The sequence below is a fragment of the Desmospora profundinema genome (assembly GCF_031454155.1).
Classification (GTDB): domain Bacteria; phylum Bacillota; class Bacilli; order Thermoactinomycetales; family DSM-45169; genus Desmospora; species Desmospora profundinema.
In genome coordinates this window covers 198616-222597 of sequence record NZ_JAVDQG010000005.1, presented here as the reverse complement: position 1 = coordinate 222597, position 23982 = coordinate 198616, and the positions used below count along the sequence as shown (strand labels likewise).

Genomic DNA, 23982 nt, shown 5'->3' with positions numbered 1-23982 from the left:
TTCGCATAAAACCAGGAGTGTCCACCCAAACTAATCAACGACTCGCGTAAAATCATGGATTCCATCTGCCGTTCATAAACTAGGGGTAAACAGTGGACAAAGGAGAAGAATCGGGTATGGTTGCTTACCACATTTCGGTTCCAGGTTCGGTCGGTTCTGAATATGCCGCCCGCATGAGGGAATTTCTGTCGGAAGAGCTTCGCAACCTGGAGAAAAAAGGGGCTTTGTTTCACTTGGAAGAAAAGGACCAGGGAGATCGTACGGTATTTCATCTGTATCATCGGCATCCCGGCAAACCAAAAGACCGAGGAATTCGTCACAGTCTGGGGGATGCGGTGGCAGACTATTTTCTGACGGTGGATGAACCCGCTTGGATCCGCCGTATCATCTCCAAGGAGTTTGATTACCGCAATCCGGAAGAAACCAAAGTGATTGAATCCTATGCCCGTCACATTTTGGATGAAGAAGGGGAAGAGGGGGGATCCGGCCACCAGGATCGGCGGCAAAAAGTATCCCGTCATGTGAGCCGGTATTTGCAACGACATCGGACGCTGGCGGTGGATGGTTTTTTTCGCTTTCGAATGAAACGATATCGTCATTTGCTGGTGAAACTAGTGGAACATGCCATCGATGAATACATATTGGACCGTGAGTATCAGGAGTTTATCAACCTGCTTCGTTACTTTGTATCGGTTCAGAAACCGAAGGTCTCATTGGTTCATCTCTTTCACTGCGGAAAACGGCGCTTTCATCTATTGGATGCGGACGGAGAGCCTCTTTCCTTGACAGAAATGGACGGCACCGTACAAGAGCTGATGGATCACTCCCTGTCCCAGGAGGACATGATCGTCAGTTCTCTTTTGACGGTGGCCCCGGATCGTATTCTCTTACATACGGTGGATCCCGATGAAACCATTATCCGCACGCTGATCCAGATATTCGAAGATCGGATCCAGGTGTGTGATGGATGTCCCATTTGCCGGACGGCTCCTATGGAGAAGCTTGACTCCATCGATTGAGCGGAGTATAATGAGTAACAAATTTTCGCGAAATCAGCATCGACGAGGACAGCGTCTGTCTGTTACGGCGTCAGAGAATGGGGGTCACCGGCTGTAAGCCCCCTCGCCCTCTGCAGGCTGGATGACCCCCTCCGAGCTGTGACCGGGAACCCCTCTGGGGCAGTATCGGTTACCGGCATGCACACCGTTACCCGTGCCTGAAAGGATCCGGTTTATTTTCGGCGAGCAAAAGGAATCAGACCGGATCGAAGAAGGGTGGAACCACGCGTGTCCAAACACTCGTCCCTTAGGATGGGTGTTTTTTATTTTGTCTTCAAGGAGTGAAGCGAAGATGAGTATTGCCGTTAAGTTGCCCGACGGATCCCGGCGCCAATTCGACCAGCCGATCCATGTGTCCGATGTAGCCGTCTCGATCAGCAAAGGGCTAGCCAAAAAAGCGGTGGCCGGTATAGTCAACGGTCAAACGGTGGATCTGTCCGCATCTGTTCCCGACGGAGCGGAGGTACGGATTCTCACTTTGGACGAAAAGGAAGGATTGGAAGTTTACCGACACAGTGCCGCGCACCTGATGGCACAAGCCGTGAAGCGTCTTTTCGGCGATGTGAAACTGGGGATTGGTCCCGTGATTGAAAACGGGTTTTACTATGATATGGACCTCTCCCACCGGCTGACCCATGAAGATTTACCTCGGATTGAAGAAGAGATGAAGAAGATCGTGAAGGAGGATCACTTAATCCGGCGCAAGGTGGTTTCTCGAGAGGAAGCGATTCGCCTCTATGAAGAGGTGGGGGACAAATACAAGCTGGAACTGATCCGGGAATTGCCGGAGGATGCGGAAATCTCGATCTATGAACAAGGGGAATTTTTTGACCTGTGCCGGGGTCCTCATGTTCCTTCTACGGGTAAACTGAAGGCATTTAAGCTTTTGAGCGTCGCCGGGGCCTATTGGCGAGGAGACTCGGACAACCCCATGCTGCAGCGGGTATATGGAACGATCTGGCCGAAACAGTCGCAGTTGGAGGAGCATTTAAAGCGACTGGAAGAAGCCAAGGAACGGGATCACCGTAAGCTGGGGAAAGAATTAGGCATTTTCACGCTGTCTAAAGAAGTGGGCCAAGGGTTGCCGCTGTGGCTTCCAAACGGAGCCGCCATTCGCCGGATTATCGAGCGCTATATCGTGGACAAAGAGGAGCGCCTCGGATACGACCATGTTTACACTCCGCACCTGGCCAACGTGGAATTGTACAAAATATCCGGACACTGGGACCATTATCATGAAGATATGTATCCAACGATGAAGATGGACAACGAAGAGCTGGTTCTGCGGCCGATGAACTGCCCTCACCACATGATGGTCTATAAAAACGAACTGAAAAGTTACCGCCACCTGCCTATTCGGATCGCCGAGCTGGGTATGATGCACCGGCATGAAATGTCCGGTGCCCTGTCCGGACTACAGCGGGTGCGGGCCATGACCTTAAATGATGCTCATATTTTTTGTCGCCCGGATCAGATCAAGTCTGAGTTTACTCGGGTGGTCCAGCTGATCCAGGAAGTCTACCGCGATTTTGGCATCCGGGATTTCTGGTTCCGTCTCTCTTACCGGGATCCCGGGGACAAAAAGAAATATGTGCAAAACGATGAGATGTGGGAAACCAGCCAGATGATGCTGAAAGAGGCCATGGATGACATGGGACTTCCGTATGTGGAGGCGGAAGGGGAAGCGGCGTTTTACGGCCCCAAACTGGATGTCCAGGTGCAAACCGCCCTCGGCAAGGATGAAACCTTGTCCACCGTCCAGTTGGACTTCCATTTGCCCAACCAGTTTGAACTGGAATACGTCGGTGAAGACGGCCAGCCGCATCGTCCCGTTGTGATTCACAGGGGGATTGTGGGCACGATGGAACGGTTTGTCGCGTTTTTGTTGGAGTATTATAAAGGCGCTTTACCGGTATGGCTCGCTCCTACCCAGGCACGGGTTCTCACCATCACCGACGCGTTTTACGATTACGCACAGGAGGTAGTGGAGCAATTGCGCACCGCCGGCATCCGGGCGGAACTGGACGCCCGCAGCGAAAAAATCGGATACAAGATCCGTGAGGCGCAACTACAGAAGATCCCCTATATGTTGGTGATAGGAGAAAAGGAACGGGAACAGGGTGGTGTCGCCCTTCGGGAGCGCGGAAAAGGCGACCGGGGATTGGTGAAGTTGGAAGATCTGATCGCTCAAATCAGGGAAACCATCGACCAAAAAGGATGACGACAGGAGCGCTGACCTCCTCCTTCCCCTTTCTTGACAAGACCATAGTGCTGTGATAGAATTTCTTGGGTAAGCAAGCAGAAGCGCCCGCTTCTCACCTGATCGACGCACGGGCTGTTGACAGGTATGGATTCCGGATGGATCTAAAAGGTGTGGGCGTCTGCCCATGCCTTTCCTGTTTTTTACAAAATTATTGGAGGTGGCAGGTTATCAGCAAGGAACAACATCTGGTCAACGGATCGATCCGTGCGCGGGAAGTCCGCCTCATCGATTCGGAAGGGAACCAGCTGGGGATCCAACCCCTTCGCGAAGCGCTCCGTCTGGCCCAGGAAGCCGACCTAGACCTGGTCAACGTCGCGCCGCAGGCCAAGCCGCCGGTCTGCCGCATTATGGACTACGGGAAATATCGTTACGAACAGAGCAAGCGGGAAAAAGAAGCCCGCAAGAAGCAAAAAACCATCCAGGTCAAAGAGATCCGCTTCAGCCCGTCCATCGAAGAGCACGATGTCCACACCAAGCTCCGCAACGTGAAAAAGTTCCTGAATAACGGGGACAAAGTGAAACTGTCGATCCGCTTCCGCGGTCGGGAGATCACTCACCAGGACTTGGGCCGCAAAATCTTGGTACGGATGGCTGAAGAAGTGAAGGACATCGGGGATGTGGAGCGCCAGCCCAAGCTGGAAGGGCGCCATATGATCATGATTTTAACACCGAAACAGCAGTGACCCCAGGGAGGGATTGTCATGCCGAAGATGAAGACGCGTCGTGCTGCCGCCAAGCGTTTCAGCAAAACCGGCACCGGCAAAATCAAGCGAAACCATGCCTTTATGAACCATATGCTGGAGCATAAACCGAAAAAGGCCAAGCGTAAACTGCGCAAAAGCACGACCATGGCCAAAGGTGACGTGAAACGTACCAAACAATTGATCGCTTACAAGTAAATGACACAAGAACGTGTTTGAGTCTGGAGGGAATAGATCATGGCTCGAGTCAAAGGCGGGACTGTTACTCGTCGTCGTCGCAAAAAAGTACTGAAGCTGGCCCGTGGCTACTTCGGTTCCAAGCATGCTCTGTTTAAAACCGCTAAACAGCAAGTCATGAAGTCGTTGATGTTCGCTTATCGCGACCGTCGCCAGAAAAAACGCGACTTCCGCAAGCTGTGGATTACACGGATCAACGCGGCTGCCCGCATCAACGGTTTGTCCTACAACAAGTTGATGTACGGTTTGAAACAGGCAGGCGTCGACATCAACCGCAAAATGCTGGCCGATCTGGCCATCAACGACGAAAAGGCTTTCGCCGAGCTGGCCACCTTGGCCAAACAAAAAGTGAATGCCTGATATTATATCCACCCGCTTCCGATGGAAGCGGGTTTTCTCGTTCGATGAAAAAAGCGATCCGGGCATCCAAGCCGGATCGCTTTTTTTGCTTCAATCCCGTTTTCATTTAGTATTACAGTTGCATTTGTACGAAGAGTGTATAGGAGCGTGGGTGGGTCGGGCTGGCGGGCTGTCTTCGTTTCGTTGCAAAAAGCGCATAGCGAGACCAGGGAACAATAGTGACCCGGGCGAGACTTGTGCTTTGTGAGTGCAATGCGAACCAAAAGCCACACCGGCCCTCTCTCATTCTTGTGGAAAATTGAATTGCCCTAACCGTGTGCTTCGGCTTCTCTAGTCCGGTGCCGACCTTTCCCGGCTGTGCCGGAAGATGGTTCTTCCCCGCCGATTTCTCCTTGCGGCGGCTCCTGATTGCTGGTGCGAAGCGGGATTTCTTTTATAAACAAGGTACAGAGGAAGGCGAGGGCCATAATGCCGCACCCCAACCAAAACACGGCGGATAATCCGGCGTTCATGCTTTCGCGCAAGACCGACAGAAAGGAATCCAATGCCGCTTCCATGCCGGGAGGCAATGGGGCGCGGAGGGCGGCCAGTTGGTCTGGAGCCAGCAGGATTTGCGGATCGATGTCCGCCAATCCCTCACTGGCTGGATGATCGGCTAACGAGGGAGGAAGAGAGGTAGATTCCACTTTAGCATTCATCCGTGACAGCATGATCGACCCCATGACGGCAACACCGATCGTTCCTCCCATTTGCCGAAACAATTGAACGGCGGAGGTGGATACCCCCAGATAACGATGGGAAACCGCATTTTGCACCGTCAGGTTGAAGATGGGGAAGGCCATACCCAATCCCAGGCCGACAAGGATTAGATAGAGGATGACCGTAAGCGTGGAGGTTTCAGCGTCCATACCGGCCAAGAGAGCCATTCCTCCGGTCATGATCAACAAACCGAACAACGCTATTTTTTTGTATTTGCCTGTCTTGGTGATGAAGTGGCCGGCGACCGCACTGGCAAGCACCATGCCCAATGTCATCGTCATCATCATGATGCCTGATTTGGCGGCGGAGGTGCCCATTACACCTTGTATAAAGAAAGGCATATACATAACCGCACCAAACATGCCCATACCGATAAAGAAGCTGATGACATTGGACAGGCTGAAAATGCTGTTTTTGAAGAGGTACAAGGGCATCACAGGGCTTTCGGCCCCTTTCTCCACCCATAGGAACAGCAGGAACGACACCAAGGAGAAGCTGAACAAAGTGATAATCTGCCAGGAGGCCCATGGATAGGCATCCCCTGCCCAGGTAAAGGCGAGGAGCAGTGGGACGATCGTTAAAGCCAACAAAACCGATCCGAGGTAATCAATCCGTTTTTTCGCACCGGACGGCGTTTGGGGAAACAAGCGAAGAATCAAATAAAACGCGGCAAACCCGACAGGGAGGAAGATCCAAAAAACCCAATGCCAGTCGAAATGGTCCACAATGTAGCCACCCAAGGTGGGACCCAATACACTGGCCAGCCCGAAAACGGCTCCCATCAAGCCTTGCCAGCGTCCCCGTTCGCGGGGGGAGAACAGATCGCCCACGGCGCTGAAAGCGGTGGCCATGATCATCCCGCCGCCTAAGCCCTGCACACCCCGCCACACGATCAACTGGATCATATCCTGGGCGGTTCCGCACAGGAATGTTCCGATGATGAACAAGCCCAGCCCGGTCAGGATAAACCGTTTCCGTCCGTAAATATCGGACAGCTTTCCCACTAAAACAGCGGTGATACTGGATGCCAGCATAAAGACGGTGAACACCCAGTTAAAATATTGAATGCCGCCGAGATCGCTGACGATTCGCGGCAAGGCCGTCCCCACAATCGTCTGGTTGAGGGCGGCGAACAACATGGATGACATAATGGCCACCATGATTGTCACTTTTTGCTTCATTTCAAGGTGCTCCACGATCGTCCCTTCTTTCCGGTGGTTGTTGGGTGCTCATTTTTTGGAACAGGCGAAGCAATGTACTCATCTCCTCCGTGGTGAAGGAGTCGAATTTATGTCGGAAGTATTGGAGGCGTTTTTGTTCCATCGTCGCCACTACCTCGGTACCTTCCTCTGTAAGCATCAATTCCACTACACGTTTGTCCGCTTGGGAGCGATGGCGGCGAGCCAGTCCTTTTTTTACTAATCGATCAGTCAATTGGGTGATATGGCTGTTGGAGACGCCAAACTCTGCCGCCAGAACCGACACTTTTTGCGGACCATGACGGAGATGGCGCAGTACAAAGAATTCTCCCCTGCTCATTTCTTCTCCCAGCATGTGGTTCATTTCATCTTTTAACCGACGGAACACTTGTCGGAAAGCCTGCTCCAACTCATCGATCAATTGTTGTCGTTCCGACATGAAGCCCCTCCTGGACTTTTATTTAATAAAGTTAACTTTTCTATATACGAATTTTATATGAGTAGAGAGAGTGCTGTCAATTGAAGGGACAAAAAAACGGCCTTCACGGCCGGCCGGGGTTGGTGTTGAAACGAGAGGAGCGTTATTTATGCAAAAAGGTGCTCTCCGCTACGGGGTTTCGGTGTACAGCAGGATTGCGCTGCGACCACCATGTGGCGAGCAGAGGACCGGAGATGTTGTGCCAGATGCTGAAGAGAGCACCCGGCAATGCGGCAGCAGGCTCAACATGAGCGAGGGCGAGCGCAACACCCAAACCGGAATTTTGCATTCCTACCTCTAAGGAGACGGCTCGGGAGTCCGTTTCATTCAATTTCAAACCGCGGGCTGCTCCATAACCGAGAAGGAGACCGAAAGCATTGTGGAGGATCACTGCCATCAGGGCGACTCCGGCTGTGACGGAAAAATGGTCGGCGTTGAGCGCAACCACTACCGCGATGATCCACACAATGGCGGTTACCGAGATGAGGGGCAGGACAGAAGTGGCTTTTTTAACGGCAGAAGGAAACAGACGGCGAACGATGATGCCGAAAGTGATGGGCAGGAGGATCACTTGCAGGATGGACAGCACCATGGGACCCGGTTCGACCGGCAGCCAGGATTCGGCCAACACCCATAACCACACGGGAGTGATTAGTGGTGCTAACAGGGTGGAAACACTGGTCATGGTGACGGAGAGAGGTACATTTCCTCTGGAAAGATAGACCATCACATTGGAAGCGGTCCCTCCCGGGCAAGCACCCACTAAAATCAAACCGACCGCCAGTTCGGGCGGCAACCCCAGAACAGTGGCAATCGCCCAAGCAGCCAGCGGCATAATGAGAAATTGGGCGATAACGCCTGCCATCACTGATTTCGGCTGCTTGGCGATCCGTTGGAAATCTTGCCAGGACAGGGTTAAGCCCATGCCAAACATGACGACTCCCAACAGGGGCGTCACCCAATTAGCCAGTTGCGTAAACGAACCGGGAAACTGATAGGCGGCTGCCGCCGCTAGCATGACCCAGAGGGCGAAAGTTTTTTCCGCCAAACGACTGATCCGTGCCCAAGCGTGCAATCGGTTTTTTCCTCCTACCGGATTTTTTTCATTTCTGACAATATTGATATCCATCTTAGACCGGTGCGGGGCGTTCGTCAAGGGGAGAGAGGGACAATGGTTTCCTGTGAGATCGAAATCAAACAAAGTGCTTGCAATTTTCCGTCTCCTGGTTCACACTGATATGCAATATAGTTACTGGTGTCTGATAATGAATAGTTTCCGTGAGAATGAGAGAGGACGGACAAACGGATGTTATCAGATGCACCATAGTGAATAGGAGGACTAGACATGGCAGATACACACCGGGATCTGCGCATCCGCAGCAAGGTGATCAGTGAAGGAAGCAACCGCGCACCCAATCGGGCGATGCTGCGTGCTGTCGGGCTGAAGGACGAGGATTTCCAAAAGCCGATGGTGGGAGTGGCCAGCACCTGGAGTGAAGTGACGCCTTGCAATGTGCATATCCGCCAACTGGCGGAAGAAGCCAAGCGGGGTGCGGCAGAGGCGGGAGGAGCACCGTTGATTTTTAATACCATCACCGTTTCTGACGGGATTTCCATGGGACATGAAGGGATGCGCTACTCCCTTCCCAGCCGGGAAGTGATCGCCGATTCCATCGAAACCGTTGTCGGGGCGGAACGTTTGGACGCTTATGTAGCGATCGGCGGCTGCGACAAAAATATGCCCGGCTGTATGATTGCCATCGGCCGGACTGAGGTGCCTGCCGTCTTCGTCTACGGAGGTACGATCCGTCCGGGCAAGCTGGACGGGAAGGATATCGATATCGTCTCCGCCTTTGAAGGGGTGGGACAGTACAACAAAGGTCGAATCGATCAAGACCAGCTTCACCAGATCGAATGCCATGCTTGTCCGGGAGCGGGTTCCTGCGGGGGGATGTATACCGCCAACACGATGGCTTCCGCCATTGAAGCGATGGGGATGAGTCTGCCGGGCAGCTCTTCCCATCCGGCTGAATCCGACGAAAAGCTTCAGGATTGTCTGGAAGCTGGACGGGCAGCGGTCCGATTGTTGGAAAAGGGTATTTATCCCAAGGATATTATGACCAAGAAGGCCTTTGAAAATGCGATTACCGTCGTGATGGCTTTAGGCGGATCCACTAATGCCATTTTGCATTTACTGGCGATGGCCCACGCCGTGGACGTGGATCTGACGATGGATGACTTTGAACGGATCCGGCAGCGGGTTCCCCATATCGCCGATCTGAAGCCCAGCGGTCAGTATGTGATGCAGGACCTGTATGAAGCGGGCGGTGTGCCGGCAGTGATGAAGGAACTGTTAAAAGCCGGCTTGCTTCATGGAGACTGCCTGACCGTGACCGGCCGTACATTGGCCGAAAACCTGGAGCAGGCCGATTCCCTGCGCGAGGGGCAACAAGTGATTCGTCCCCTGGATCACCCGTTCCGCAAGACAGGCCCCTTGGTGGTGTTGGAAGGGAACCTGGCACCGGAGGGAGCGGTGGCCAAGGTATCCGGACTGAAAGTAACGAGTTTGACGGGACCGGCAAAAGTGTTTGACAGTGAAGAAGCGGCGACGGAAGCGATTTTGTCTGATCGGATTCAACCGGGAGATGTAGTCGTGATCCGGTACGAAGGACCCAAAGGCGGACCGGGTATGCCGGAGATGCTCTCCATCACGGGGATCCTGGTTGGCAAAGGCTTAGGGGAAAAAGTGGCCTTGATCACGGACGGCCGCTTTTCCGGCGGTTCCCACGGGTTTGTCATCGGTCATGTGGCACCGGAAGCCCAGGTGGGCGGGCCGATCGCTCTGTTACAGGATGGGGACGCCATCACCATCGACAGTGAAAAACGCATCCTGTCTGTCGATGTGCCGGAGGCGGAGTGGGAAGAGCGGAAACGGGCCTGGAAAGAACGTCCCCTGCCAGCCAACAGGGGAGTTCTGAATAAATATGCCCGGCTGGTTTCTTCCGCTTCCCGTGGGGCGGTAACGGATTAACAAATCCTTATCAAAAAACCGGTTGACAAAGCGGGTAGACCCTTAATATAATAGCATCTAAATAATTCAACGATTCCACCAAAACTAAAACTGCAATGTGTTAGGAGGGTGTCTAGGGTTCCGCCCGTTCCACGGGGTCTGCGACCGAGTGGCACCAGCATCCCTTAAGGGATGTACACCGTGAGGATAAAAGCCTCTGCGGCAGGTCCTACCTACTTTCTCGAAAAAAGGGGTATGGCATGCCCGGAGGCTTTGTTACAAGAGAAGAAGCCTATATTTTCAAAAAAAGGAAATAGAAGGACAAAAACTGAGATGGGGCCATACGTTGTCGCATCCCCGCGCCACAGAGAGTTCTGGAATGCTGAGACCAGAATCGCGGTGCGGCGACGTTCTCACCCCGGAGTTGCGCGTCGAAAGGAAAATCCGACTAGAACGCGAACGGCGTCCCCGTTAACGGACAGAGTGTGGAGCTCCCCATCGCCCGCACTCAATAAGGCTGTCGGCCGCGAGGCCGGTGGCAAACATTGGGTGGTACCGCGAACCCTTCGCCCCAATCAACGTGATTCGGACCCGGAATGGGCCCAACGTCCGTTGGGGTGAAGGGTTTTTTACTTTTTTAACAGAGGAGGGAGAATGATGTCGCAATCCATGGCGACAGTGGAACAAGGCGCGGAGAAAGGGAAGGAACCGGTCGATTTCTCAGGATCCGAGATTTTGTTGCGATGCCTGATTGAAGAAGAGGTGGAGGTGGTGTTCGGGTATCCCGGCGGTGCTGTGCTGCCCATCTATGATTCGCTGTACCAAGGGAAGCTGAAGCATCTGTTGGCCCGTCATGAGCAGGGAGCAATCCACGCCGCCGACGGATATGCCCGGGCGACCGGCAAAGCAGGGGTGGTCATCGCCACTTCCGGGCCGGGGGCCACCAATTTGGTGACCGGGATCGCCAATGCCCAGATGGATTCGATTCCTTTGGTCTGCATTACCGGCAACGTCGCCCAAAATCTAATCGGTACCGATGCGTTCCAGGAAGCGGACATCATCGGCATCACGATGCCGATCACCAAACACAGTTATCAGGTGACCGATGTCCGGGATCTGCCCCGCGTCGTGAAGGAAGCGTTCCATATCGCCACCACCGGCCGTCCCGGACCGGTTCTGATCGATATCCCCAAGGACGTAAGCAATGCGAGGGCTTCCTTTTCCTATCCAGACTCGATCTCCATCCGGGGTTATCAACCAAAGACGAATCCGCACCCGTTGCAGGTGCAACGTTTACACCAGGCTGTGGCAGAGGCGTCAAAGCCCGTGATCTTGGCTGGTGGCGGCGTGGTCACCTCAGGAGCGGAGGAGGAGTTAATCGCTTTTGCCGAAAAAGCGAATATTCCGGTTACCACCACCTTGATGGGGCTGGGCGGCTTCCCGGGGCAACACCCCCTGTGGTTGGGAATGCCGGGGATGCATGGGACTTATGCTGCCAATCACGCCTTATTGGAAACCGATCTTCTGATCGGAGTGGGGGCTCGCTTCGATGATCGGGTCACCATGGGACGGCTTGACAAATTCGCCACCGGCGCCAAAATTGTTCACATCGACATCGACCCGGCGGAGATCGGCAAAAACGTGGATACGTATATCCCGTTGGTGGGAGATGTGAAAAAAGTACTGGCGGCTGCCTTGTCCGAATTACCCCGCAGCCGGTCGGAAGCTTGGGTCCGGCAAGTGGGGGAATGGATGCGGGAGAAGCCCTACACATTCCGTGATGCAGAGGACACGCTGAAGCCGCAGTGGGTGATTCGCCATCTCCACGAAACGACCGGAGGAGAGGCGATTGTCACGACGGATGTGGGGCAGCACCAGATGTGGGTGGCGCAGTATTTCCCCTTTGCCCGTCCCCGCTCCTTTATCACCTCCGGCGGTCTGGGAACGATGGGATTCGGTTTCCCCGCTGCTTTGGGAGCCCAACTTGCCCGTCCCGATGAGACGGTGATCAGTGTTACCGGTGACGGGGGTTTCCAGATGACCAATCAGGAGCTGGCGGTGATCGCTTTAGCCAATATTCCGGTTAAAATCGCCATTATCAACAATCATTGTTTGGGTATGGTGCGTCAATGGCAGGAGGTTTTCTACAAAAAGCGGTACAGTGAAGTGGATCTGTCGGGAACTCCCGACTTCGTCCGGCTGTCGGAAGCGTTTGGAGTGAAGGCGTGGCGGGCTAAAGATAAGCGGGAAGCGGCCCAGGTGTGGCAAGAAGCATTGGCCCATCCGGGACCGGCAGTCATTGATTTTTGGGTGACTCCGGAAGAGAACGTCTATCCGATGGTGCCCTCCGGTGCCAGTTTGGACCAAATGATTATGGGAGATGAGGCGGAATGAGGCACGTAATTTCGGTGCTCGTAAACGACCAGCCCCGGGTGTTGGCCCGGGTGGCCAACCTCTTGGGGCGCCGGAATTTTAACATCGAGAGCATCAGCGTGGGAGAGTCGGAAGAGAAGGGCTTGTCCCGGATGGTGATTGTAACAGAAGGGGACGAACGCACCATGGAGCAGATCCAAAAGCAGCTTCACAAACTGGTGGACGTGATCAAAGTGCAGGATCTGAGCGAGCACGCATCGGTGGAGCGGGAGTTGCTTTTGGTCAAGGTGGGCGCGGCTCCGACGGCCCGGCTGGAGATCAAAGGAATTGTGGAACCCTTTCGGGCGTCGGTGGTGGATGTGGGTCCCAACAGTATGATGGTGCAAGCCACCGGGGAGAGAACCAAGCTGGATGCGTTGCTGGAGCTTCTTCGTCCCTATGGAATCAAGGAAGTGGCCCGTACCGGTGTGACGGCGCTGCCACGGAGTGTATCCAAGGCTGCGGTAACAGCAACGTAAACGGCAGGGGATCATCTTGGAAAAAGAGGATACAAGCAACAATCGGAAGATTCGGTCATCGAATCAACAATTATGAGGAGGCATGTACAGATGGCAAAGGTTTACTATGAAAAAGATACGGATCGGGAAGTGTTGCGCGGAAAGACGGTGGCAGTGGTCGGTTATGGCAGCCAAGGACACGCCCAGGCACAAAACTTACGAGATAGTGGGATTCAGGTGGTAATCGGACTCCGGCGCGGCCGCTCTTGGGAACAGGCGAAGCGGGACGGGTTTGATGTACGGACCGTCGATGAAGCGGTGAAACAGGCGGATGTGGTGCAGCTGTTGATGCCGGACGAGGTGCAAGGCAAGGTATATAATGAGCAAGTGGCTCCCCACTTAAAGCCGGGTTCGGCGCTCTTCTTTTCCCACGGTTTTAACATCCATTTCGGGCAGATCAAACCGCCTGCTGATGTGGATGTCGTCTTGGTGGCACCCAAAGGACCGGGACATCTGGTGCGTCGGGTGTTTGAAGAAGGGTTTGGTGTTCCTGGTCTGATCGCCGTACACCAGGATGCTTCCGGTAAAGCAAAGCAGTTGGGATTGGCCTATGCCGCCGGGATCGGGGCGACTCGTGCTGGTGTGATTGAAACCACCTTTAAAGAGGAGACCGAAACGGATCTGTTCGGGGAACAAGCCGTTCTGTGCGGTGGGGTAAGCGAGTTGGTGAAACACGGTTTTGAAACCCTGACTGAAGCGGGTTACCAACCAGAAGTCGCCTACTTTGAGTGTCTGCATGAATTAAAGTTGATCGTCGATCTGATGTATGAAGGCGGCTTGGCTGGTATGCGCTACTCCATCAGTGATACGGCGGAGTACGGTGATTACGTCAGCGGAAAACGGGTAGTAGGCGACGCTTCCCGCGAAGGGATGAAGCAAGTACTGGCTGAAATCCAAAACGGAACCTTTGCCAAACGGTGGATCGAGGAAAACGAAGAAGGGCGGAAGCAGTTTACCCGCATGCGTGAAACGGAAGCGGACCATCCGTTGGAAGAAGTGGGGCGTCGTCTCCGGAAGACCATGGCGTGGATCAATGAAGAAAAGAAGGGTCAGTCAACGGAGAATGTCCCGGTTCAATCCTGAAATCATCCATAAGGGAGGGTGCAAGCATGCGAAGGGTCCAGTTTTTTGACACCACCTTGCGGGATGGTGAGCAGTCCCCGGGGGTTAACCTGAGTGCGGAGGAGAAGGTGGCGATTGCCCTTCAGCTGGAGAAGCTCGGCGTTCATGTCATCGAGGCTGGGTTTGCAGCGTCCTCCCAGGGGGATTTTCATTCGGTGAAAAAAGTGGGAGAGACCGTTCGGCAACCCGTAGTCGTCAGTCTGGCCCGAGCCGTGGAAAAGGATATTGACGCCGCTTGGGAAGCCTTGAAGGGAGCGGAAAGTCCCGGTATCCACATTTTTCTGGCCACCTCTCCCATCCATCGGAAATACAAGCTAAACCTGACCAAAGATCAGGTGATGGAACGGGCGGAGTTTGCCGTCCGCCATGCTAAAAAGTACTTTCCCCATGTGGAGTTTTCCACAGAAGACGGGGGTCGCACTGAAAAGGATTTCCTGTGCCAAGTGGCGGCACGGGTAATCCAGGCGGGGGCGGATGTACTCAATATCCCGGATACGGTCGGTTTCCTGACGCCCCAGGAGTATGGGGATATCTTTCGCCATCTGAAAGAAGAGGTGCCCAGGATTGAAAAGGTGAAGCTGTCGGCCCATTGTCATGACGACCTGGGAATGGCCACCGCCAATTCCCTGGCTGCCATTGAAGCCGGAGTGGAACAAGTGGAAGGAACGATTAACGGGATCGGGGAGCGGGCAGGCAACGCCGCTTTGGAGGAAATCGCCATGGCGCTGGCTACCCGGGAGTCCCACTATCAGGTGGAGACGGGACTCAACTTGAAGGAGATCGCCAAGACCAGCCGGATGGTCAGCAAGATGACGGGCATGTTCGTTCCCGGGAACAAAGCGGTGGTAGGAGCCAACGCGTTCGCCCATGAATCGGGTATCCACCAGGACGGCATGCTGAAAAACGCAGCCACGTATGAGATCATGCGCCCGGAGACCGTCGGCCAGACCGATACCCGGCTCGTTCTGGGGAAACATTCCGGTCGCCACGCCTTTCGCGACAAACTGGCGGCTATGGGGTATACGTTTGACGATCAACAGCTAAACCAGTTGTTTGTACGCTTTAAGGAACTGACCGACCGTAAGAAGACCATCGAGGACGATGATCTTGTTTCACTGGTGGAAGAGCGATTGGGCGACGAAGATGAGATTTTCGGATTTGATGCCATCCAGCTCTCTTACGGGAATCATTCGATGCCGACCGCTTCCCTGCGGTTGATGGATCACCGGGACAATCGGATGGTGGAGGAAGCGGCTTGCGGCAGCGGTTCGGTAGATGCGATCTTTCACGCTATCGACCGGGCGACTGGGGAAACGATGGAGCTGGTGGATTATAAAATCGTTTCAGTCACACACGGCAAAGATGCCCTGGGGGAAGTCTATGTCAAATTGAAGCGAAACGGAATGGAAGTACAGGGCCGGGGGGTCAGCACGGATGTGTTGGAAGCCAGCGCCCGTGCCTACGTCCACGCGGTTAACCGCATCCTTCATCGGGAAGGCGCTCAGCGAACAAAATCCTCCGCCGAGCCGGTTCCCGCCCCATAATAGAGCGTGCAACAAATCCGTTGACAAGGAGGTTCAATCATGGCTAATCACAAACATGTGGCCGTTCTGCCCGGAGACGGGATCGGGCCTGAGATCGTAGACGAAGGAGTGAAGGTGATGAAGGCGGTTGGCGACCGCTTTGACTACACCTTTCATTTTTCCTTCGGTCTGGTGGGAGGAGGCGCCATTGAACGACTGAAACAACCGCTGCCGGAAGAGACACTGACACAATGTCGAAAGGCCGATGCGGTCCTGTTGGGGGCGGTTGGCGGTCCGCGTTGGGATCGGAATCCGCCACACCTGCGACCGGAAAAAGCCCTGCTCGGGTTACGTAAAGAGTTGGGGTTATACGCCAACCTGCGACCGGCCATCCTGTATCCGGGGTTGGAATCCAGCTCTTCTTTGAAACCGGAGGTGCTGGAAGGGGTCGACCTGATGGTGGTGCGGGAGTTGACTGGAGGACTTTACTTCGGCGACAAAAGAACGGAGAAGACCGCCGACGGGCTGAAAGCCACTGATACGCTGGTTTACCACGAGCATGAAGTGGAGCGAATCGTTCACCGTGCCTTCCAATTGGCGCAGGGAAGAAGGAAGCATGTCACTTCTGTTGACAAGGCCAATATTCTGGAAAGCTCCCGTTTATGGAGGAGTGTGGTGGAACGGGTTGCCAAACAATACCCCGAAGTGGAAGTGGAGCACATGCTGGTGGATAACTGTGCCATGCAGATGGTGCGCCGTCCCGCTGATTTCGATGTCATCGTCACAGAGAACCTGTTCGGGGACATTTTGAGCGATGAAGCGGCGATCCTGACGGGATCCATCGGAATGCTGCCCTCTGCCAGCCTTGGAGAAGGGACGTTTGGCCTGTATGAACCGGTTCACGGTTCTGCGCCGGATATTGCCGGTCAAGGGGTGGCTAATCCAGTGGCGACCATCCTGTCTGTCGCCATGATGTTCCGGCATTCCTTCCATAATGAGGAGGCAGCCGGGATGATCGAAAAGGCAGTCCGGGAGGTGTTGGCGTCGGGGGCCCGAACTATGGATGTAGCATCACCCGGTGCCTTGGCCCTGTCCACGGAAGAGATGGGGGATAAGGTAGTGGAGGCGATCCGCCGTCAACAGGATGACCCCAAAGTTCCAGTGGAAGCGATGATGTAAGAAGGTAAACGTGATGAATATTCAAAGATGAATGAAAGGGAAAATAGGGGGCTTGTCCCCCTTCCTTTCTATCTGTAACCTTATTTTTTTGACTGATAAACAGGGTAAACCAATCAGAAAGGATGGATCATCAATGGCACTAAACCACGGTCGACTGGCTCATTGGCACGGTTTAAACGCGTTGGAAGCGTTGGAGCATGAGTATTGGAACCGGGATTTGGTGAGGAAGGTCCGGGAAGAACTGGAAGAAGCGGCCCGATTGTTGGATATCCATCTGGAAAGGGTGAGTTGTCCCTGTGGTGATACCCAGGAAGATGTGGCTTTCTACCGGGAATTGTGCGAATGGGTGGTAGAAGCGGAGAGGGAAAACACGCTCTTTCCTTTGCCGTTGGTGCAGGAAGCGCTGGAAGCCCACTTTCGCGGAAAAACGGAATCCCATCGTTGCCTGTGGCGGTTGATGGAGGGAGTGCATCATTGGGTCGAGAGGAAGGAGACAGGGTAAAAGATGGCGGAAATGTCCGGAACATCAGGCCGGTCTCTTTTTCAGATTGCCGATAAACCTTCGGGCGCATTGCCTTGCAGTTCGGTTGCCGGCAACTTAAAAAGGGGTCGGCCTGATTTTTTTATGTGGCTTAACCAGCCCTTGAATGTTTGATGAGGTCATGGTATAGTACCAGTACGTATTGGTATCACAACTGGGAGTGAACTGTTCATGAAACCCTTGCTGTTTATGACTGAGATGCCGAAAGATGCACAGGAGAAAATGCTTTTTGTCGCCTTGAATTTGTTTACTTCAAAGGGGTTTAAGGAGACATCCATATTGGAAGTAGTCGAACAGGCCCGTGTATCCAAAACCACATTTTATAACCATTTCAACAGCAAGGAGGAGTTACTGGTCAGTCTGTTTAAGCAATTGGCTGAAGAAATCATTGAGGAAGTGGAGCAGGCTGTCTACAAGGAAGAACGGATGGCTTACAAAGCGTTTGCCGGCATTCATCGTTACATCGAGATTTGCCTGACCAGGATCTCGATCGCTCAGTTGCTGCTCGTTTCTTCTGTGGGGGTTAGTCAAGCCGTGGAAGAGGTGCGGCGGGACGTACACAAGCGGTTTGCCGATTTGTTTTACGGTACGGTTCGAACCGGATTGTCCGAAACAGTGACAGATGAAGAAATGAAGATTGTTGCCCAGGCAATGGTGGGTGCGATTAACGAAGTGGTCATACAAAAACTTTTTGAATCCGAAAAGGAAATCGAGCTCGATCGGCTGGCACGGTTGCTTAATCGGGTTGTGGTCGGCGCCTTTGCCAATCTGATAACTAAGAACACGACGGTTCACATTTAACGGGTTTTTTTACATCGGACAGTACTGATACGTATCAGTACTAAAGCCTGTCTGGTCATTCAATTTTCCGTGAGAAAAAGGGAGGGTCGGTATGGCTTTTGGTTCGCCATTGCACTCACTGAGCACAAGTCTCGCCTGGGTCACTTTTGTTCCCTGGTCTCGCTATGCGCTTTTTGCAACGAAACGGAGAAAGCCATACTGACCCGGAATCTCGCCCGACAGATTGTTCAGAAACGCCCTAAGGATGGATTTATTTCGAAGGGGATCGGAAGGGGGTTTTGGTTTGATTTCCTATCAGCCTGCGGAAGAGGAGCGAGCGTTTGTCAATCTCGCCAGGAATTTTGCCGATGAGAGGGTTCGACCCATGGCAAGGGAGTGTGAACAGAACCGGCGAGTCGATCCCGATCTTGTGAAGAAGGGGTGCGAATTAGGCTTTATGGCACTTGAACTTCCCGAGAGTTGGGGAGGAATGGAGATGCCGTTAATCTCTCAAGTTCAGATACTGGAATCCCTCAGTTTCGGCGATTTGGCTGTGGTACAGGGATTGCCCGGTCCCGGGGATGCCGCCTCATTGATTCGTCTACTCCCGGATAGCCCGGTTTTGAAGTCGTATAAGAATGCCGGCCTGGACGGATGCTGGCCGGCTGTCGCTTTCCTTCACGCTGCAGATGGAGTGGTCCCCCCGACTGCAAAGATAAAGGCGGTTCCACAGGAAACCGGTTATGTGTTAAGCGGGACGTCACAGCCTCTGCGATTGGCGGCATGGGCTGACTATCTTCTCATTGCGGTCACCGACTCCGAGGGGGAAATCCTGATTCTGTGGCTGGATAAAACCCACAACCGGTGGCATACGGTAGAAGGGAACTGCCAGCTGGGTTTGCTGGCCGCGGGCTGTGCACGCTTGCACTTTGATAACGAGATGGTCACGCAAGAGCAGGTTCTCGCCAAGGAAAGGGAGGCACGTGATTTTCTTATACAGGCATTGGCCCGGGTCCATGTAGTGGAATCCGCCAAGGAGGTCGGCATCATGCAAGCGGCACTCTCCTATGCCGCTGAATATACCGCATACCGAAAGGCATTCGGCCAGGAGATCGCCAAGTTTCAGGGAGTCTCCTTCAATCTCGCCGACATGGCCATCGAGACACAGGCAACGCGCCATCTGGTTTGGCGGTCCGCAGTGAAAATTGACGGTGAGGGCGGTCAATCAGCGATGGGTACCTTGTCGCGAGTACACCGGTCCCTTCGCTTCGTCACCGATTCCGCGGTCCAGTTGCTCGGTGGTCATGGGTATGTTCAAGAGTACCCGGTTGAAAAATGGATGCGCGATGCGCAGGCACAAATCATCCTGTACGGCAGGGAAGGGGATCTGGCGGCACGGCGCGGCGAGCAGATCCTGCGGGAGCACGCATCGGCCGAAGTCTGAGTAGGAAGGGGGATGCCCGATGATCTCTTTCGAATTATCACCGCACCAACAGCAAGTGAAGGAGGTTGTACACTGGTTTGCACAAAATGAAATGCGGCCGATCTCCATGGAAGCGGACAAAATGGCGAAGGTACCGGACGAATGGCTCGAAAAGATTAACAAGTTGGGAGTTCAGCTCAATACTTCGTCATTTGGGTTAACGAACCAAAAGCCTGAAAAGGATAGCGGAAAATCAAAATCTGAGCGTCAAGGGAACCGACTGGCGGTGATCGCCACCGAGGAGCTGGGGTGGGGCGATCCGGCCATCGCCTTAACCCTTCCGGGGCCGGGGCTGGGAGGGCCGCCGGTGCAGTCGAGTGGAACACCGGAACAGAAACAGCGATTTTTATCCATTTTTTCAAAAGATGAGCCGCCGCGGTGGGGGGCATACGCATTGACGGAGCCTGAGGCGGGGTCTGATGTCTCCGGAATCCGCACTACTGCCAAAAAAACGGACGGCGGGTATATCCTCAACGGACAAAAAATTTTCATTACCAATGGCGGGCGTGCTTCCTGGGTGGTCGTCTTCGCCACTGTCGACCGGAACCTGGGGCGTGCGGGACACCGGGCCTTCGTCGTTGAAAAGGGTACTCCCGGCTTCAGCTGCACCCGCTTGGCCCACAAAATGGGTATCCGCGCCTCAGAGACGGCGGAGTTGCTGCTCGAGGACTGCTTCGTACCGGCGGAAAACCTGCTCGGTGGTAAGTCCTTTTACGAGACGCGGGGTTCCGGTCCGTCCGGTTTTCGAGTGGCGATGAAGACGTTTGACAACACCCGTCCCCTCGTGGCCGCCATGGCAATTGGGATCGCACGTGCCGCCTATGAATATACCCTTGATCTCGTTCGAACCGAGTATCCGAAGCAGGGGCGATTCTTTCATTTGGCTGCCGAGTTGTTGGCCCAAGCGGAATTGGATATCGAAGCGGCCCGTCTTCTTACTTGGGAGGCGGCCTGGAAAGCGGACATCGGTCAGCCTAATGCTAAAGAAGCCGCTATGTGCAAAGCCTATTCCGGAAAAATGGCACTCGATGTCTGTGCCAAATGTCTGGAACTATTGGGTCCCGTCGGTTTAGACGAACATATCGTAGAGAAACTTTACCGTGATGCCAAAATATTCGATATTTTCGAAGGTACCAATCAAGTCCAAAAACTGATCACCGCTCGCCACCTATACCAACCCTACGGGGTGCGCGTTTGAGATCCCACACGGCTGGGATTCTTGGGTAGTTCACGTCCTCAGTCCATTTCTGAAAAATAGAGAGGAGAATGGAGAATGGCCAAAGAGATGAAAGACTACACCGTGGAAGAAATGTGGAGAGAGATCGAAAAGAATCTGAATGAGAATCCGAAGCCAATCGAGGGGATGATCGTCGTTTATCAATACGACATCTCCGGAGATGAGGGAGGAACCTACCAACTTCATCTGTCCGACGGCAAGGCGAAGGTGGAAAAAGGGACAACCGCCGATGCCGATTGTACCCTGCAGATGTCGACGGATGATTTTAAAGAGATGCTGGTCGGCAATTTGAATGGAACCGCTGCCTTTATGTCAGGGAAGCTGAAAGTAAAGGGGAATATCGGGCTTGCAATGAAGCTGGATCACTTGTTACGCCAATATGGCACCGGCCGATTCAAGTAACACGGTGACCCGGTGTCCTCATTCGCACCGGGTTCCCCCTCTGAATGAAACCATCCTTCATGTTTCTTGCCGGGGAGGTTTTTCGATGAAGGCGAAAAATTTGCTGGAGATGGTGTATCACTCCGTTCAACGTTACCCGGATAAAGCGGTATTGATGTGGAAGAGCGACGGGAGTTACCGGAGTATGAGGTATGGGGAGTTTTGGGAGGAAGTTCGCCATGTTGCCGCGGGTTTGGCCCAACTCGGGGTGGGTCGGAACGACAAAGTGGCGATCGTGTCCGAAAACAACCCGAAATGGCCGGTTTCGGATCTGGCCATTTGCAGTTTGGGAGCGGTCAGTGTACCCATCTACCCCACGCTCCCCTCCAACCAGGTTACTTATATCCTTCAAAACGCGGATTGCAGGGTGGCGGTGGTGGAAAATCGAGATCAGTTGAAAAAGGTGGTATCGGGAGAGACGAATATTCACCGCATCGTGGTCATGCATCCGGGAGCCGTCCTGCCGAGAGTGGAGAGAGTCTGGTCTTTTTTCCAGTTGGCGAAAAACGGAGCGGAGCATCCATTGGAAAACTGGGAGCGGATCTGGAGCGAGATCGACCGCGATCAGTTGGCCAGCATTATCCATACCTCCGGAACGACGGGAGAGCCCAAGGGAGCGATGCTGACCCACGGCAATTTTTTGTCCAACATCGAAGGGGTTCAATTCTGGTGTCTGGAAGCCCGGCCCGATGATGTGACGCTTTCGTATTTACCTCTGTCTCATGTGTTTGAGCGGATGGCCGGACAGTTCTTGCCTTTGTCCGTGGGGGCGACGATCGCCTATGCCGAAAGCATCGACACCATCCAGGATAATTTGCAGGAAGTAAAACCGACGGGCATCATCACCGTGCCCCGCCTGCTGGAAAAAGTGTATGCCAGAGTGCAGGATCAGATAAAAGCCAGCACACCGTTGCGCCGGAAGATTTTTGACTGGGCCGTTCAGGTTGGCATGGAGCGCTATGAGTATATTCTCCAGCAGCCCATGGACCGATTGATCAACGGTGAATGGCCGCCTTTTCTGCGCCAACGATGGAAGTGTGCAGACCGTCTGGTGTACCGGAAAGTAAAAGCGCGTCTCGGGGGAAACCTCAGGGGAGTGATTTCCGGCGGAGCGGCGCTGAACCCGGAAATCGCCCGGTTCTTTTGGGCAATCAATATTCCGGTTCTGGAGGGATATGGATTGACAGAAACCTCTCCTGTGGTCGCTTCCAACCCGATAGTCCGGGCCAAAGCAGGAACTGTCGGAAAACCCTTACCCAACCTGGAGGTGCGCATCGCTTCCGACGGGGAAGTCTTGGTCCGGGGACCGAACGTGATGAAGGGATATTACAAAAATGAGGAAGCGACGGCTCAGTATTTGAAGGATGGGTGGTTTTCCACGGGAGACCTGGGGGAGATCGATGAAGAGGGGTATCTTAAAATCGTGGACCGGAAAAAGCGCATCCTGGTATTGTCCACCGGTAAAAATGTAGCTCCTCAACCAGTGGAACACGCGATTAACCAAAGCACGTTTATCGAACAGTCCGCCGTGATCGGTCATCAGCGGAAGTTTGTGATCGTACTGGTGATTCCCGATTGGGAGACGCTGATCCCGTGGGCGCGAAAAAAAGGAATTCCTTCGAAATCCCGATCCGATCTCGTCCGACATCCCGAGGTCCAAAAGCAGATGGTCAGCATGGTGAAAAATGGTGTAAAAGCCTTTGCTCCTCATGAGCAGCCGAAAAAAGTGGTAATCCTTTCCGATGAATGGACGGTGGAGACCGGTGAATGTTCCCCGTCATTAAAAGTCCGAATACACGAAGTTGAACGAAAATACAAAGAAGTGATTCGCGCCGCTTATTCGGAGGACGGATCCTCAAAACCGGGATCGGCGGTTAGTGAAGTTGCAGCTACTGCAGCCATTCATTCATCAGTAGAGGGGAAAGCATGAGTCTGCCGCTTAAAGGAAAAGCGGCACTGGTGACGGGAGCATCCCGGGGTTCCGGGTCCCCGTCAACCGGGTCCGCCATCATCGATTATTTTGTTGATTGTCATTTTATTTATCGAATAGAGAAGGGAGGAAGGGAAGCAGAAGAAGGACAGGTGCTTCGGGGGGTTAAGCTAAAAAATCATAGGAAAGCGGGGTACGTGACGTGAAATATCGAAAGAAGGTTTTTTGGGTTAGCATGACCGTTTCCCTGGCTCTATTGATGGTTATCGTTTCGGGGATTTTTGCCGGCGGGGTGGCCCTGGCCGTCCCGATCGCCGGGATCGGAGGGTTCACGATCGAGGCGGATGAGATTTTGATCGAAGATTTCACGCTGTTTCCCAAGGTGGGGCAGACCAGTGAGAAAAAAGGCGTCCCCCAGGTCGGCATTACAATGGACGGCGTTTTGAAGAACATGAGGTTATACAAGGACTTAAGCATGCCCGGGGGAGGAACGTTCCGGATTTTGATCACGGCGGACCGGGATGTGACGACGACCGGACTGCTCCTCGACTTTACCAATTTCAAAGCGGACACTTCCTTTAAAAAATTAACCATCAAGGAACAAGCTTCCTCCGATTACCGGAAAAAATTCGGAATGATCGCCCCCCACCTCCGACTGGGGAACCCCAAAATCAATGGACATTATCTGTTTGCCGACACCATTACCCTGCCGGGTATGGGGTTGAAGGTAGAAACCATTTCCAAATAAACG

22 protein-coding genes are annotated in these 23982 nt (G+C 53.7%); 19 read left to right on the top strand and 3 right to left on the bottom strand.

The genetic code is table 11. The features are described from left to right. Positions 1-92: 92 nt before the first annotated feature. The 5 genes from ytxC to rplT all read left to right on the top strand — a co-directional run bounded on the left by ytxC (position 93) and on the right by rplT (position 4619). Complete coding sequence (ytxC, locus tag JOE21_RS12360; RefSeq protein ID WP_309866624.1) at positions 93-1019, top strand: putative sporulation protein YtxC; 927 nt, start codon at positions 93-95, stop codon at positions 1017-1019. A 331-nt stretch (positions 1020-1350) separates the two neighbouring features. Next, entirely contained in the window at positions 1351-3279 is a 1929-nt protein-coding gene (thrS, locus tag JOE21_RS12355) for a threonine--tRNA ligase (RefSeq protein WP_309866622.1), read from the top strand. 137 nt (positions 3280-3416) lie between these two features. Beyond that, complete coding sequence (infC, locus tag JOE21_RS12350; RefSeq protein ID WP_374709373.1) at positions 3417-4004, top strand: translation initiation factor IF-3; 588 nt, start codon at positions 3417-3419, stop codon at positions 4002-4004. Between the two features lie 18 nt (positions 4005-4022). Beyond that, complete coding sequence (gene rpmI / locus JOE21_RS12345; protein WP_309866617.1) at positions 4023-4220, top strand: 50S ribosomal protein L35; 198 nt, start codon at positions 4023-4025, stop codon at positions 4218-4220. A gap of 39 nt (positions 4221-4259) precedes the next feature. Further along, entirely contained in the window at positions 4260-4619 is a 360-nt protein-coding gene (gene rplT, locus JOE21_RS12340) for a 50S ribosomal protein L20 (protein ID WP_309866614.1), read from the top strand. A 308-nt stretch (positions 4620-4927) separates the two neighbouring features. On the opposite strand, the gene JOE21_RS12335 is transcribed toward rplT, so the two are convergent. From JOE21_RS12335 to JOE21_RS12325, 3 genes are all read right to left on the bottom strand, one after another. After that, the gene (locus JOE21_RS12335) at positions 4928-6574 is read right to left on the bottom strand and encodes an MDR family MFS transporter (protein WP_309866612.1); all 1647 of its coding nucleotides are present in this window, start codon (positions 6572-6574) and stop codon (positions 4928-4930) included. Next, entirely contained in the window at positions 6561-7016 is a 456-nt protein-coding gene (locus JOE21_RS12330; RefSeq protein WP_309866610.1) for a MarR family winged helix-turn-helix transcriptional regulator, read from the bottom strand. Before JOE21_RS12330 ends, JOE21_RS12335 begins: the two co-directional genes overlap by 14 nt. 142 nt (positions 7017-7158) lie before the next feature. Beyond that, positions 7159-8130 carry a bile acid:sodium symporter family protein gene (locus JOE21_RS12325; RefSeq protein WP_309866608.1) on the bottom strand — a complete coding sequence of 324 codons (972 nt, stop codon included), beginning with the start codon at positions 8128-8130 and terminating at the stop codon, positions 7159-7161. A 270-nt stretch (positions 8131-8400) separates the two neighbouring features. On the opposite strand from JOE21_RS12325, the gene ilvD reads away from it, so the two are divergent. From ilvD to JOE21_RS12255, 14 genes are all read left to right on the top strand, one after another. After that, complete coding sequence (gene ilvD, locus JOE21_RS12320) at positions 8401-10086, top strand: dihydroxy-acid dehydratase (RefSeq protein WP_309866605.1); 1686 nt, start codon at positions 8401-8403, stop codon at positions 10084-10086. Positions 10087-10722: 636 nt separating this feature from the next. Continuing rightward, positions 10723-12459 carry a biosynthetic-type acetolactate synthase large subunit gene (ilvB, locus tag JOE21_RS12315; RefSeq protein WP_374709361.1) on the top strand — a complete coding sequence of 579 codons (1737 nt, stop codon included), beginning with the start codon at positions 10723-10725 and terminating at the stop codon, positions 12457-12459. Next, positions 12456-12956, top strand: a complete 501-nt coding sequence (gene ilvN / locus JOE21_RS12310) for an acetolactate synthase small subunit (protein WP_309866598.1) — start codon at positions 12456-12458, stop codon at positions 12954-12956. Before ilvB ends, ilvN begins: the two co-directional genes overlap by 4 nt. Positions 12957-13046: 90 nt before the next feature. After that, positions 13047-14078, top strand: a complete 1032-nt coding sequence (gene ilvC / locus JOE21_RS12305) for a ketol-acid reductoisomerase (RefSeq protein WP_309866595.1) — start codon at positions 13047-13049, stop codon at positions 14076-14078. 8 nt (positions 14079-14086) lie between these two features. After that, positions 14087-15661 carry a 2-isopropylmalate synthase gene (locus JOE21_RS12300; protein WP_309866905.1) on the top strand — a complete coding sequence of 525 codons (1575 nt, stop codon included), beginning with the start codon at positions 14087-14089 and terminating at the stop codon, positions 15659-15661. A 39-nt stretch (positions 15662-15700) separates the two neighbouring features. Continuing rightward, entirely contained in the window at positions 15701-16819 is a 1119-nt protein-coding gene (leuB, locus tag JOE21_RS12295; RefSeq protein ID WP_309866594.1) for a 3-isopropylmalate dehydrogenase, read from the top strand. A gap of 133 nt (positions 16820-16952) precedes the next feature. Beyond that, complete coding sequence (locus tag JOE21_RS12290; RefSeq protein WP_309866592.1) at positions 16953-17321, top strand: hypothetical protein; 369 nt, start codon at positions 16953-16955, stop codon at positions 17319-17321. A gap of 210 nt (positions 17322-17531) precedes the next feature. Then, positions 17532-18161 (top strand): TetR/AcrR family transcriptional regulator, encoded by a 630-nt coding sequence (locus tag JOE21_RS12285; RefSeq protein WP_309866590.1) that lies wholly within the window; start codon positions 17532-17534, stop codon positions 18159-18161. 283 nt (positions 18162-18444) lie between these two features. Further along, positions 18445-19584 carry an acyl-CoA dehydrogenase family protein gene (locus tag JOE21_RS12280; RefSeq protein WP_309866588.1) on the top strand — a complete coding sequence of 380 codons (1140 nt, stop codon included), beginning with the start codon at positions 18445-18447 and terminating at the stop codon, positions 19582-19584. A 19-nt stretch (positions 19585-19603) separates the two neighbouring features. After that, positions 19604-20821 (top strand): acyl-CoA dehydrogenase family protein, encoded by a 1218-nt coding sequence (locus tag JOE21_RS12275; RefSeq protein WP_309866586.1) that lies wholly within the window; start codon positions 19604-19606, stop codon positions 20819-20821. Between the two features lie 75 nt (positions 20822-20896). Further along, the gene (locus JOE21_RS12270; RefSeq protein ID WP_309866583.1) at positions 20897-21262 is read left to right on the top strand and encodes an SCP2 sterol-binding domain-containing protein; all 366 of its coding nucleotides are present in this window, start codon (positions 20897-20899) and stop codon (positions 21260-21262) included. An 85-nt stretch (positions 21263-21347) separates the two neighbouring features. Beyond that, positions 21348-23231, top strand: coding sequence for an AMP-dependent synthetase/ligase (locus JOE21_RS12265; protein ID WP_309866580.1), 1884 nt, complete (start codon positions 21348-21350; stop codon positions 23229-23231). Beyond that, positions 23228-23437, top strand: coding sequence for a hypothetical protein (locus tag JOE21_RS12260; RefSeq protein WP_309866578.1), 210 nt, complete (start codon positions 23228-23230; stop codon positions 23435-23437). Before JOE21_RS12265 ends, JOE21_RS12260 begins: the two co-directional genes overlap by 4 nt. Further along, the gene (locus JOE21_RS12255; RefSeq protein WP_309866577.1) at positions 23434-23979 is read left to right on the top strand and encodes a DUF6230 family protein; all 546 of its coding nucleotides are present in this window, start codon (positions 23434-23436) and stop codon (positions 23977-23979) included. Before JOE21_RS12260 ends, JOE21_RS12255 begins: the two co-directional genes overlap by 4 nt. Positions 23980-23982: the final 3 nt, after the last annotated feature.